This window comes from Bradyrhizobium sp. CCBAU 11357 (assembly GCF_028128865.1).
Classification (GTDB): domain Bacteria; phylum Pseudomonadota; class Alphaproteobacteria; order Rhizobiales; family Xanthobacteraceae; genus Bradyrhizobium.
The window spans coordinates 105818-117684 of sequence record NZ_LBJW01000112.1 but is presented as its reverse complement, the minus strand read 5'-3'; the positions used below and the strand labels follow the sequence as shown (position 1 = coordinate 117684).

Genomic DNA, 11867 nt, shown 5'->3' with positions numbered 1-11867 from the left:
CGCATCTACACCGCAATTAGCTGCTCGCTCCGCAGATACGCAAGCAGAGGCAGCAGCGGCAGGCCGAGAATGGTGAAATGGTCGCCCTCGATGCGCTCGAACAGATGGATGCCGAGGCCCTCGAGCTGATAGGCGCCGACGCTTCTGGTCACGGCCTCGCCGGCGGCGTCGAGATAGGCCGAAAGCTCGGCTTCGCTCATGGGCCGCATGGTCATGCGCGCCACGGAAACGTCCTCGAACACGATCCTGCCATCCTGCGCCACGGCGACGGCTGAATTCAGCTCGTGCGTCTGACCGGCGAGATCGCGCAATTGCGCCAGCGCCTGGGCGCGGCCAGCCGGTTTGTTGAAGAGGCGGTTCCCGAGGGCCAGCGTCTGGTCGGCGCCGATCACAAAGTGCCCGGGATGACCGGCAGAGACCGCCTTGGCCTTCTCGCGCGCCAGCAACAGGCCGATCTCGCGCGGATCCGAAAGTTTTGACGCGGCCTGAATGCCGCGCTCGTCGATATCAGCGGTGACAGCTACGAAGTCGAGCCCGGCATTGGCCAGCAGCATTTTGCGCGCGCTGCTTTGCGAGGCCAGGATCAACGGACTTTTGCCGCGCCACAGACTCATCGGCGACACTTACTCGGACGGCCGGTTGCGCTGGCGGTCGCTATACAGCTTCATGATCGCCGCCGCGGTCTCCTCGATGGAGCGGCGCGTGACGTCCAGCAGCGGCCAATCGTGCTTGGCGCTCAGCTTGCGCGCGAACGCGACCTCCTCGGTGACCGACTGCTTGTCGGTGTAGGTATCGCTGCCGGACTCGGCGCCCATGGAAAGCAGGCGATTCTGACGGATCTGAATCAGGCGTTCCGGCGTCGCGTGCAGGCTGACGACCAGCGGCCGCGTCAGCGTCTCCAATTGCGAGGGCACGGGGATGCCCGGCACCAGCGGCACGTTGGCGGTGCGGATGCCGCGATTGGCGAGATAGATCGAAGTCGGTGTCTTCGAGGTCCGGGACACGCCGACCAGAACCACGTCGGCCTCGTCGAGACCTTCGACATGCTGACCGTCGTCATGGATCATCGTGTAGTTAAGTGCGTCGATGCGCTTGAAATATTCCGCATTGAGCACGTGCTGGGCGCCGACACGGCCGGTGGTCGCAGCGCCCAGATAGGCTTCGAACAGCTGCATCACCGGCCCGATGATCGAGAGGCTCGGAACATTGATCTGCTTGCACTTGTCCTCGAGTCTGGCGACCAGATCCTTCTCGAGCAGCGTGAACAGCACGATCCCCGGCGCTTCCTCGATCTCGTCGAGCACGCGGTCGAGCTGCTTCTGGCTGCGCACCAGCGGATAGACGTGCTCGACCGGCGTCACGTTGGCGTATTGGGCCGCGACCGCGCGCGCCACGGTGATGAGCGTTTCACCCGTGGAGTCCGAGACCAGGTGGAGATGGAAATAATTGTTCGAGGTCGGCACAAAAACCCTTTGAATTTCGTTGGGGTGGTTTGTGGATTTCTGTGGAGCTTAACCTCTCGGAAAGGGATGCGCGACACCAGGGGCGGGACAAGCAGCGATTTTCTTCACACTGCTGCCGGTCAGGACAAGTCCGGCGCCCCGCCGAGAGGGAAACGGGATTGCGCGGACAAGTCCCTTGATAAGCTGCCGATACAAACGCGCAAGCCTTTGAAGCCGGCTGACTTATCGGAAGTCGACGAAGGCTGTCCGGAATATGTGGATGGATGTGAACAAGCGCGCGCGAACGCGCGGATGGAATTGCGTGAGTCCAATCCACGGTCACATAGACTCAAACCTTAAGAATCTAAGATTCTAGATTTGAGGAAGGCGCTACGGACGGATATGTGTGCGGGGTAAGACCTTAACGAGTTCTTACTATCCCCAGCGCTCCCGAGCTGGACAGCAACCCGGACCGTCGAAATGTTCGAAGACGTCTATCTCTGGATCAAGGCGCTGCACGTGATCGCCGTCATCTCCTGGATGGCCGGCATGCTCTATCTGCCGCGGCTGTTCGTCTATCACTGCGAGGCCGAAATCGGCTCGAAGCAGTCCGAGACGTTCAAGGTCATGGAACGCCGGCTGCTCAAGGCGATCATCAACCCCGCGATGATGGTCACCTGGCTCGCCGGGCTCTATCTCGCCTGGTCCGGACATTGGTTCTCGTTCGGCTGGCTGCACGTAAAACTGGCACTGGTCCTGGTGCTATCGGCGGTCCACGGCTTTTTTTCCCGCTGGGTCAAGGATTTTGCCGCTGATAAGCGTCCACGAAGCCAGAAATTCTATCGGATTATCAATGAGGTGCCGACCGTCCTGATGATTTTCATCGTCGTCATGGTGATCGTGAAGCCGTTCTAGGCAAACCGCGCGGCGATTAGCTCAGCGCTTCGGCTTGCGGAGCGTTGAGCGATTTTCTATATTAGCGATATCCCACCCAACGCAGGCGGATGTGGTTGTGTCCGAGCCTTCCAGAGGCCGGACACCGCATCAGGTTTGAAGCCTCACCGGCGCTTAACCTTGCCAGACCTGCGGACCTTACCTGCACCTGCTCGCGTCCGCATTTCAGAGCCACCTCGCACCCCCCTCTTTTTCAGGTTACCCCACAGGACCACCCCAATGCGGGAAATCAAACTCCAGGACCTCAAGTCGAAAACCCCGGCCGAGCTGGTCTCGTTCGCGGAAGAGAACGGGGTCGAAAACGCCAGCACCATGCGCAAGCAGGAGCTGCTGTTCGCCATCCTCAAGCAGCTCTCGCTGGCCGAGACCGATATCGTCGGCGAGGGCGTCGTCGAGGTGCTCTCCGACGGCTTCGGCTTCCTCCGCTCGCCCGATGCGAATTATCTGCCGGGCCCGGACGACATCTACGTTTCGCCCTCGCAGATCCGCCGTTTCGGCCTGCGCACCGGCGACACCATCGAAGGTCATATCCGCAGCCCGAAAGAGGGCGAGCGCTACTTCGCGCTGCTGAAGGTCAACACGCTCAATTTCGAGGACCCGGAAAAGGCCAAGCACAAGGTCAATTTCGACAACCTCACGCCGCTGTTTCCGAATCAGCGTTTCCGCATGGAGATCGACGATCCGACGCGGAAAGACCTTTCTGCACGCGTGATCGACATCGTTGCACCCATCGGCAAGGGTCAGCGCGCCTTGATCGTGGCGCCGCCGCGGACCGGTAAGACCGTGCTGATGCAGAACATCGCGCACTCGATCACCCACAACCATCCCGAATGCTATCTGATCGTGCTCTTGATCGACGAGCGTCCGGAAGAAGTCACGGACATGCAACGCTCGGTGAAGGGCGAAGTGGTGTCCTCGACCTTCGACGAGCCGGCGGTGCGCCACGTTCAGGTCGCCGAGATGGTGATCGAGAAGGCAAAACGCCTGGTCGAGCACGGCCGCGACGTCGTGATCCTGCTCGATTCGATCACGCGCCTCGGCCGCGCCTACAACACCGTGGTGCCGTCATCCGGCAAGGTGCTGACCGGCGGTGTCGACGCCAACGCGCTGCAGCGTCCGAAGCGCTTCTTCGGCGCGGCCCGCAACATCGAGGAGGGCGGCTCGCTGACCATCATCGCGACGGCGCTGGTCGATACCGGCAGCCGCATGGACGAAGTCATCTTCGAAGAGTTCAAGGGCACCGGTAACTCCGAGCTGATCCTGGACCGCAAGGTGTCGGACAAGCGCACCTTCCCGGCGATCGATATCTCGCGCTCGGGCACCCGCAAGGAGGAGCTCATCACCGATCCGCAGGTGCTCAAGAAGATGTACGTGCTCCGCCGCATCCTCAATCCGATGGGTACGATGGACGCGATCGACTTCCTGCTCGACAAGCTGCGCTCGACCAAGAGCAATTCGGAGTTCTTCGACTCCATGAACACCTGAGGACGCTGCAGCAAAGAATCAGAGGGCGCCTTCGGGCGCCCTTTTTTGTGCGGCCTTGCTGCAGCGACGATGCAGCATGGAAGACATCCCGCTGCTCGGATCTTGGATGTCTAGTAATCTATTGATATTCAAAATAAATCCTTGAACCGGGTCGATCCTCCCCATGCTGCTTATCAAGGCAAAGTGCAGCAAAACACGGTTGGCTTGTCCGGAAAACGGACGTTTGCGTTTTCGGCGGCAGCCGGACAAATAGGCCATGCATCCGCGAGACCAGACCATTTTTGCGCTGTCATCCGGGCGGGCGCCCAGCGCGATCGCCGTGGTCCGCGTCTCCGGCGCGCAAGCCGGCCTGGCGCTGACGACGCTTGCGGGCCGGCTGCCGGGGCCGCGACAGGCGAGCCGCCGGCTGCTCCGGGACGGCGCGGGCCAGCCGATCGACGATGCGGTCGTGCTCTGGTTTCCGGGGCCGGGCAGCGCGACGGGTGAGGACATCGCCGAATTTCACGTCCATGGCGGCCGCGCGGTGCTGGCGGCGCTCTTCGCAACGATTTCTGATATTCCGAATACGCGCACGGCGGAGCCCGGCGAGTTCACCCGCCGCGCCTTCGAGAATGGCAAGCTCGACCTGACCGAGGCCGAGGGCCTCGACGACCTCATTCACGCCGACACCGACCGCCAGCGCCGCCAGGCGCTACGCCAATTACGGGGCCTGCTCGGCGACCGCGCGCGCGACTGGCGCGAGCGCATCATCGAGGCCTCCGCGCTGATCGAGGCCGGCATCGATTTTTCCGATGAAGGCGACGTGCCCGCGGAGCTGAGAGCGCCGGCGGTGAAAGCGATCAAGTCGCTTCACGAGGAAATCACAGAAGTGCTTGCGGCACAGGGGCATTCTGAACGCCTTCGAGATGGCCTGGTGGTTGCGATCGCGGGCGAGCCGAATGTCGGCAAGTCGACGCTGATCAACCAGCTGGCGCGGCGCGAGGTCGCGATCGTCTCGCCGCATGCCGGCACCACGCGCGACGTGATCGAGGTGCAGCTCGATCTAGACGGTTATCCAGTCACGGTGATCGACACCGCCGGCATCCGCGAGACCGACGATCCCGTCGAGCAGGAAGGCGTGCGCCGGGCCCGCGCGCGAGCCGAGGACGCCGATCTGGTGCTGTGGTTGGTGGAGGGCGGGCAAGCCCTCGATCTCGACACAATGCGCTCGCGCTGGACATCCGCGGACGGTGGTGCTTCGTCCAGCGGCTCGGTCTGGATCGTGCGCAACAAGATCGATCTCGGCGGGGGCGGTGGAGCGGGACCAAGCGGCGAGTTCGGGATCTCGGCAAGCCGGGGCGACGGCATCCCCGAGCTGGTCGACGCGCTGGTGAAGTTCGCTTCAGAGTTCTTCGGGACCACCGAGGGCGCCATGGTGACCCGGGCCCGCCAGCGAGACTTGTTGACCCGGGCCTCAGACAGCTTGCGCCGAAGTCTGGACCTTGTAGAAGACGGCGAGGAGCTCGCGGCCGAAGAGCTGCGAGCGGCCGCCTATGCCTTGGGCCGGCTCTTGGGCCGCGTGGACGTCGAGGACGTCCTTGGCGCCATCTTCCAGAAATTCTGCATCGGAAAGTAGCGCTAGTACTTGATTGTAGAACTAGCTCTTGTTCCATTTCTTCTGTTTCACGTGAAACACGGGCGGGGTCCCCCGCTTTTCACGTGAAACGCCGCTCTCTCTCACGAGGAGCCCTTGCGACGAAGCAATCCAGACTGCCTCCTCCGAGATCCTGGATTGCTTCGCTGCGCTCGCAATGACGGAGTATGACGCGGTACGTGGCGCCCCCCGACTGGCAGCTACGGCAGCGCGGCGAGGGCACGTGACGGGATGTCTGGTCGAGCATCGCTCGGCCCAGGAGCCCCATATTTGTTTCACGTGAAACACCAGATGGATCAATGCACCTCCTACGGTGCATGGGGTTGTTTTCGCGAAAATGGTTCCGGCTTGGGCTTGCGCCTGTTTCACGTGAAACGCCGCTCCCGAGTTTCCACTTCCGGCTTTCCCAGCTCTGAGCTAGAAGTCCGTCCATGCGAACAGAGCGAGCAAGTTTCGATGTCATCGTCATTGGCGGCGGCCACGCCGGCTGTGAAGCCGCGGCTGCCGCTGCCCGGATGGGTGCGGCGACCGCTCTGCTGACGCACCGTTTCTCCACGGTCGGCGCGATGTCCTGCAATCCCGCCATCGGCGGGCTCGGCAAGGGCCATCTGGTCCGCGAGGTGGATGCGCTCGACGGTCTGATGGGCCGTGTCGGCGATGCCGGCGGCATCCAGTTTCGCGTTCTCAATCGCCGTAAGGGCCCCGCTGTGCGTGGCCCCCGGGCTCAGGCAGACCGAAAGCTCTACGCGGCGGCGATGCAGGCGGCGATCCGGGAGACCGAAGGCCTCTCCGTCATCGAGGGTGAGGCCGACGAGCTGATCGTAGTCGATAACCGGGTGACCGGACTGCGCCTAGCGGACGGCCGGGAGCTTCGGGCAGGGGCCGTTGTCGTGACCACCGGCACTTTTCTCCGTGGGCTGATTCATCTCGGTGAGAAGAACTGGCCCGCCGGCCGGGTCGGCGAGGCGCCTGCAATGGGCCTTTCCAGCTCTTTCGAGCGCGCCGGCTTTACCCTCGGACGTCTCAAGACCGGCACACCGCCGCGCCTGGACGGCACCACGATCGACTGGTCTTCGGTCGAGATGCAGCCGGGCGACGAGCCGCCGGAGCCGTTCTCGGTGATGACCGAGCGGATCACGACGCCGCAGATCCAGTGCGGGATCACCCGGACCACGCCGGCGACCCATGAGGTGATCCGGGCCAATGTCCATCGCTCCCCGATGTACTCCGGCCAGATCAAGAGCTCCGGGCCGCGTTATTGCCCCTCGATCGAGGACAAGATCGTCCGCTTCGGCGACCGGGACGGCCACCAGATCTTCCTGGAGCCGGAAGGGCTCGACGATACGACCGTCTATCCCAACGGCATCTCAACCTCGCTGCCGGAGGAGGTCCAGCTCGCGATCCTTGCCAGCATTCCCGGCCTGAAGCGGGTGAAAATGGTCCGCCCCGGCTATGCCATCGAATACGACCACATCGATCCCCGCGAGCTCGATCCGACCCTGCAGACCAAGCGTCTGCGCGGGCTGTTCCTGGCCGGGCAGATCAACGGCACCACCGGATATGAGGAAGCCGCCGGGCAGGGCATTGTTGCCGGCCTGAATGCGGCGCTTTCCGCCAGCGGTGCCGCGCTCACCGTGTTCGATCGTGCCGACGGCTATCTCGGCGTGATGATCGACGACCTCGTCACCCGCGGGATCAGTGAGCCCTATCGCATGTTCACCTCCAGGGCCGAGTACCGGCTGACCCTGCGGGCCGACAATGCCGATCAGCGTCTGACCGAGAAGGGCATCGCCCTGGGGTGCGTCGGCAGCGCCAGAAGCCGGCATCATCGCGCCAAGATGGACGCGTTGAACGCCGCCAGGACGCTCTCGAAGTCCCTGACCATCACCCCGAACGAGGCGATCAAGCACGGGCTGTCGCTGAACCGGGATGGCCAGCGCCGTTCGGCTTTCGAGCTGATGGCCTATCCGGAGATCGGCTGGAGCCAGGTCCGCGCGATCTGGCCGGAGCTGTCGGCCGTCGATCCTGTCATCGCGACCCATCTCGAGATCGACGCCAAGTATGACGTCTATCTGGAGCGCCAGAGCGCCGACGTCGAAGCCTTCCGCCGCGACGAGGGCATGGTGCTGGCGGACGTCGATTACCATCTCGTTCCCGGTCTCTCCAATGAAGTGCGTGCCAAGCTGGAGAAGGCACGACCGTTCACCGTCGGCCAGGCCGGCCGCATCGACGGTATGACGCCGGCGGCGCTCGGCATTCTCGCAGCCTATCTGCGCCGCGAGGCGCGCAGGACTTCCAAGGCAATCGCATAAAGCCAATCGCATAGGCGTTTCACGTGAAACAGCGCGGACCGGGCGGGGATCGACCGCCAACGCGACGACCCGGAGCGGGCGAGGGCGCTGGGCGCCGAATTGAAGCGGGATCAGCCAGCCCGAAGATCGGCAAGGCCGTGGCCAACGACAAGGCGCTGGATTCCATCATCGCCGCCGACAAGATCGCCGCCCTCAAGCTCGCGCCCGTTTCACGTGAAACCGAAGAGCGGCTTGATCGCTACATCGCGCTACTACGGGAGTGGCAGGCCAAGACCAATCTGGTCGCGCCCTCGACCTTGCCGCAGCTCTGGACCCGGCACATCGCCGACTCGCTTCAGCTGGTCGATCTTGCGCCGGCCGCAAAACGCTGGGCCGATCTGGGTAGTGGCGGCGGATTTCCCGGAATCGTGCTCGCCTGCGCCATGACCGACACACCTGGCGCGAGCGTCCATCTCGTCGAGCGAATTGCCAAGAAGGCCGCCTTTTTGCGCGAAGCGATCCGCGTCACCACATCGCCGGGAGTCGTACATCTCGCTGAGATCGGGGATAATGTGGATAGAATCACCGGCCCCGTCGATTGCGTCACCGCGCGTGCACTGGCTCCGCTACATCAACTCATCGGCTTTGCGGAGCCGCTGATGCGCCAGGGCGCAAAGGCGCTATTTCCTAAGGGTCAAGATGTAGAGGCTGAATTGACCGAAGCCGCTAAATATTGGAATATTCAGGCCCAGCTCCACCAAAGCCGCACCGGTGATGGTTGGATCGTGGAGCTGAATGCCGCCGAACGGCGAGGGTGAGACGTTCAGGGGTGGAGTGGGGAAATTTCGATGAGCGTGACTGACGAGCCGCAAGACCAGACCGCCCAGGAACAGCCAGCTGAAGTCCCGCACGGTCACCCGCGCATCCTCGCGCTGGCGAACCAGAAGGGCGGCGTGGGAAAAACAACCACAGCGATCAACCTGGGCACGGCGCTCGCTGCGATCGGCGAGCGCGTCCTGATCGTCGATCTCGATCCTCAGGGCAACGCCTCGACCGGCCTCGGCATCGATCGCCGCAACCGCTCCTGCTCGACCTATGACGTGCTGATCGGTGAAGCGCCTCTGCGCGAAGCCGTGGTCTCGACCGCGGTGCCGCGGCTGCACATTGCGCCGTCGACCATGGACCTCTCCGGCCTCGAGCTCGAGCTCGGCACCACGCCCGGCCGCGCCTTCAAGCTGCGCGACGCGATCGGCGCGCTCAACAACAACGTCTCGCCGGACGCCGACTACACCTATGTGCTGATCGACTGTCCGCCCTCGCTCAACCTGCTCACGGTCAACGCGATGGCCGCATCGGACGCGATCCTGGTGCCGCTGCAATGCGAGTTCTTCGCGCTCGAAGGTCTGTCGCAACTCTTGCAGACCGTGGAGCAGGTGCGCTCGACGCTCAATCCGAACCTGTCGATCCACGGCATCGTGCTCACCATGTTCGACTCGCGCAACAATTTGTCGAACCAGGTCGTCGCCGACGTCCGCCAGTTCATGGGCGAGAAGGTCTACAAGACCATGATCCCGCGCAATGTGCGCATCTCGGAAGCGCCGTCCTACGGCAAGCCGGTGCTGGTCTACGATCTCAAATGTGTCGGCAGCGAAGCGTATTTGCGGCTCGCCACCGAAGTGATCCAGCGCGAGCGCGAGTTGCGCACGACGCATTGACGCCGCCGTAGGGTGGGCAAAGGCGTCTTCGCCGTGCCCACCGTCTTCCGCACACAATCGGTGGGCACGCTTCGCTTTGCCCACCCTACGATAATTCAGTTTTGGAGTGCTGCACGGTGAATCCAAGGGAGCTGGCGATGGCCGACGAAGCGCGTTCGCGACTGGGCCGGGGTCTTGCAAGTCTGATCGGCGACGTCGGCGGCGAGGCCCAGCATGTCGATCGTCCGCGCGCGCAGCGCAAGGTGCCGATCGAGTTCATCAAGGCCAATCCGCGCAACCCGCGCCGCACGTTTTCGGACACCGAGCTGAAGGAGCTCTCCGACTCCATCAGGCAGCACGGCGTGATCCAGCCGATCGTGGTGCGTCCGGTGAAGGGCGCGCAGGATCGCTTTGAGATCATCGCCGGCGAACGGCGCTGGCGCGCCTCGCAGATGGCCGGCCTGCACGAGGTACCGATCGTCCCGGTCGACATCAGCGACAGCGACGCGCTGGAGTTCGCGATCGTCGAGAACGTGCAGCGCGAAGATCTCAACCCGATGGAAGAGGCGCAGGGCTATCATGCGCTCGCCAACGAGTTCAAACGCAGTCAGGACGACATTGCAAAGGTCGTCGGCAAGAGCCGCAGTCACGTCGCCAACATGATGCGGCTGACCAAGCTGCCGGCCGAGGTGCAGGCTTTCATCGCGACCGGCGAACTGACGGCCGGCCACGCCCGCGCGCTGATCGGCGTCCCCGATCCAATCGCTGCCGCCAAGCGCATCGTCGAGGAAGGTCTCAACGTCCGCCAGGCCGAGGCGCTCGCGCATGAAGAGGGCGTGCCGGAGCGCAAGCCGCAAAAGGCGCGCGCCAGCGGGGGCAAGGAAAAGGACCCCGACACGATCGATCTGGAGAAGCGCGTCAGCGACGCGCTCGGGCTCAAGGTCACCGTCAATCACCGCGATCCCGGCGGCTCGGTCCAGATCAACTACCGCAACCTCGATCAGCTCGACGAGGTGATGAAGCGGCTGGCCAAGGGCGCGCTGTAGACCGAATCCTCGGGCGTCGTTCCCACGTTCGAGCACGTCAGGGCGCGCGTGGGCGCGCAACTATTTCCACATCGTCATTGTGAGCGGAGCGAAGCAATCCAGAGTCCCGCTGCGGAACGATTCTGGATTGCTTCGCTCCGCTCGCAATGACGGGGGGAGAATTCGACTCAGCCCCGCCGTTTCGCGTTCGCGGCGATCGCCATCAGCGCGCGTTGGGCGATGGCGGCGGCGAGGGTGGACTGCTTGCGGGTGTCGAGCGCGGCGGTCGCGAGCTGCTCGATCACAGCGGCGAGCCGCGCCGGGCTGAAATTGCGCAGCGCGTTTTCGACCGCAGGCTTTCGTGAAAAATGCAGGCGCGGATAGCCGCCCTCGAGCACGGCGGAGGCAGGCGTGCCGTCGGCAATCGCCAGCGCGGATTTGTGCAGCCACGCGGCCTGGCGCTGGGCGGCCGAGATGATCACGCCGGGATAGGTCCCTGCGATCATCGCCTTGGCAAACTCGCTCTCGACGATGTCGGGCCGCCCGGCGAAGGCGCCGTCGACGATCGGATCGAGCTTCAGCTCCGAGGCATCTGCGACCACGGCCATGACGTCATCCAGCGTGACCTCGCCCTTGCCGTGGGCGTAGAGCGTCAGCTTGCGCAGCTCGTTGCGCGAGGCCTGGCGGTCGCCGCCGAGGAACGACATCAGCGCCGCGCGGGCGTCCTGCGCGATCCGCAAATTCGCGATGCGCAGCTCGTCGTCCATCAGCCTGGCAAGGTCGCGCTCGGTGTCGGGATAGCAGCCGATCGCGACCGCCGTCTTGGCCTTCTCGCAGGTCTTGCGCAGCGGCGATTCCGGGCGGAGCTCGCCGGCCTCGATCACGATGCGGCAATCCTTCACGTTCATCTCGGCCAGCGTCTCGATGCCGCTGGCAAAGCTGCGCGAGCCGGCGCGAACGCGGATGGCGCGGCGGCCGCCGAACAGCGGCACGGTCATCGCCTCGTCGACGAGGCGCGACGGCTCGGCGGAGAGCTCGTCGCCGTCGAGCTTGACCAGCGAGAACGGGTCGTTGGGATCGTCGACGCTCGACGCGATCAGCGCATCGGCGCGCTCGCGCACCAGGCCGGCATCGGGACCGTAGAGCAGGATGATCGGACGGCCCGCATCAGGGCGGGCGAGAAAGGCATCGATCTCTTTTCCACGCAGTGCGACCATTGGAGCTAACTGTCATTCCGAGGCGCGCCTGGCGCGAACGACGGTGCGCAATTGCGCACCAGAGAATCCAGAGGGTTGGAATCGAGATTCCGGGTTCGCCCTTTGGGCGCCCCGGAATGACGGGAA

11 protein-coding genes are annotated in these 11867 nt (G+C 64.0%); 7 read left to right on the top strand and 4 right to left on the bottom strand.

The annotated features are described in order from the left end of the window. Positions 1-5: 5 nt before the first annotated feature. Together XI05_RS34500 and XI05_RS34495 are read right to left on the bottom strand one after the other, a co-directional pair. Positions 6-614, bottom strand: a complete 609-nt coding sequence (locus XI05_RS34500) for a Maf family protein (protein WP_271510238.1) — start codon at positions 612-614, stop codon at positions 6-8. 9 nt (positions 615-623) lie between these two features. After that, entirely contained in the window at positions 624-1463 is an 840-nt protein-coding gene (locus XI05_RS34495) for a pyruvate, water dikinase regulatory protein (RefSeq protein WP_100233242.1), read from the bottom strand. A 459-nt stretch (positions 1464-1922) separates the two neighbouring features. Between XI05_RS34495 and hemJ the strand changes: the two genes are divergently transcribed. Both hemJ and rho read left to right on the top strand, forming a co-directional pair. Then, a complete protein-coding gene (gene hemJ / locus XI05_RS34490; protein WP_172787825.1) occupies positions 1923-2357 on the top strand; it encodes a protoporphyrinogen oxidase HemJ in 435 nt (144 codons plus the stop codon). Between the two features lie 258 nt (positions 2358-2615). Beyond that, positions 2616-3881, top strand: a complete 1266-nt coding sequence (rho, locus tag XI05_RS34485; RefSeq protein WP_011083462.1) for a transcription termination factor Rho — start codon at positions 2616-2618, stop codon at positions 3879-3881. 18 nt (positions 3882-3899) lie between these two features. Here the strand turns inward: rho and XI05_RS34480 are convergent, their stop codons facing one another. Further along, positions 3900-4139 carry a hypothetical protein gene (locus XI05_RS34480; RefSeq protein ID WP_271510236.1) on the bottom strand — a complete coding sequence of 80 codons (240 nt, stop codon included), beginning with the start codon at positions 4137-4139 and terminating at the stop codon, positions 3900-3902. On the opposite strand from XI05_RS34480, the gene mnmE reads away from it, so the two are divergent. The 5 genes from mnmE to XI05_RS34455 all read left to right on the top strand — a co-directional run bounded on the left by mnmE (position 4138) and on the right by XI05_RS34455 (position 10545). After that, positions 4138-5496: a tRNA uridine-5-carboxymethylaminomethyl(34) synthesis GTPase MnmE gene (mnmE, locus tag XI05_RS34475; RefSeq protein WP_271510235.1), complete on the top strand. Its 1359-nt coding sequence runs from the start codon at positions 4138-4140 to the stop codon at positions 5494-5496. The two genes, XI05_RS34480 and mnmE, sit on opposite strands and share 2 nt — an antisense overlap. Before the next feature lie 449 nt (positions 5497-5945). Further along, complete coding sequence (gene mnmG / locus XI05_RS34470; RefSeq protein ID WP_271510233.1) at positions 5946-7826, top strand: tRNA uridine-5-carboxymethylaminomethyl(34) synthesis enzyme MnmG; 1881 nt, start codon at positions 5946-5948, stop codon at positions 7824-7826. Positions 7827-7963: 137 nt separating this feature from the next. After that, positions 7964-8623 (top strand): 16S rRNA (guanine(527)-N(7))-methyltransferase RsmG, encoded by a 660-nt coding sequence (rsmG, locus tag XI05_RS34465; RefSeq protein WP_271510231.1) that lies wholly within the window; start codon positions 7964-7966, stop codon positions 8621-8623. Positions 8624-8653: 30 nt separating this feature from the next. Next, the gene (locus XI05_RS34460) at positions 8654-9520 is read left to right on the top strand and encodes a ParA family protein (protein WP_271510229.1); all 867 of its coding nucleotides are present in this window, start codon (positions 8654-8656) and stop codon (positions 9518-9520) included. A 137-nt stretch (positions 9521-9657) separates the two neighbouring features. Continuing rightward, positions 9658-10545 (top strand): ParB/RepB/Spo0J family partition protein, encoded by an 888-nt coding sequence (locus XI05_RS34455; RefSeq protein WP_271510227.1) that lies wholly within the window; start codon positions 9658-9660, stop codon positions 10543-10545. A 167-nt stretch (positions 10546-10712) separates the two neighbouring features. Here the strand turns inward: XI05_RS34455 and holA are convergent, their stop codons facing one another. Next, the gene (holA, locus tag XI05_RS34450; protein WP_271510224.1) at positions 10713-11741 is read right to left on the bottom strand and encodes a DNA polymerase III subunit delta; all 1029 of its coding nucleotides are present in this window, start codon (positions 11739-11741) and stop codon (positions 10713-10715) included. Positions 11742-11867 lie beyond the last annotated feature (126 nt).

Excerpts from the sequence above, each read along its gene's own strand:
- XI05_RS34500 (WP_271510238.1), bottom strand. The coding sequence starts at position 614 with ATGAGTCTGTGGCGCGGCAAAAGTCCGTTGATCCTGGCCTCGCAAAGC.
- hemJ (WP_172787825.1), top strand. The coding sequence starts at position 1,923 with ATGTTCGAAGACGTCTATCTCTGGATCAAGGCGCTGCACGTGATCGCC.
- rho (WP_011083462.1), top strand. The coding sequence starts at position 2,616 with ATGCGGGAAATCAAACTCCAGGACCTCAAGTCGAAAACCCCGGCCGAG.
- mnmE (WP_271510235.1), top strand. The coding sequence starts at position 4,138 with ATGCATCCGCGAGACCAGACCATTTTTGCGCTGTCATCCGGGCGGGCG.
- XI05_RS34480 (WP_271510236.1), bottom strand. The coding sequence starts at position 4,139 with ATGGCCTATTTGTCCGGCTGCCGCCGAAAACGCAAACGTCCGTTTTCC.
- mnmG (WP_271510233.1), top strand. The coding sequence starts at position 5,946 with ATGCGAACAGAGCGAGCAAGTTTCGATGTCATCGTCATTGGCGGCGGC.
- XI05_RS34460 (WP_271510229.1), top strand. The coding sequence starts at position 8,654 with ATGAGCGTGACTGACGAGCCGCAAGACCAGACCGCCCAGGAACAGCCA.
- XI05_RS34455 (WP_271510227.1), top strand. The coding sequence starts at position 9,658 with ATGGCCGACGAAGCGCGTTCGCGACTGGGCCGGGGTCTTGCAAGTCTG.
- holA (WP_271510224.1), bottom strand. The coding sequence starts at position 11,741 with ATGGTCGCACTGCGTGGAAAAGAGATCGATGCCTTTCTCGCCCGCCCT.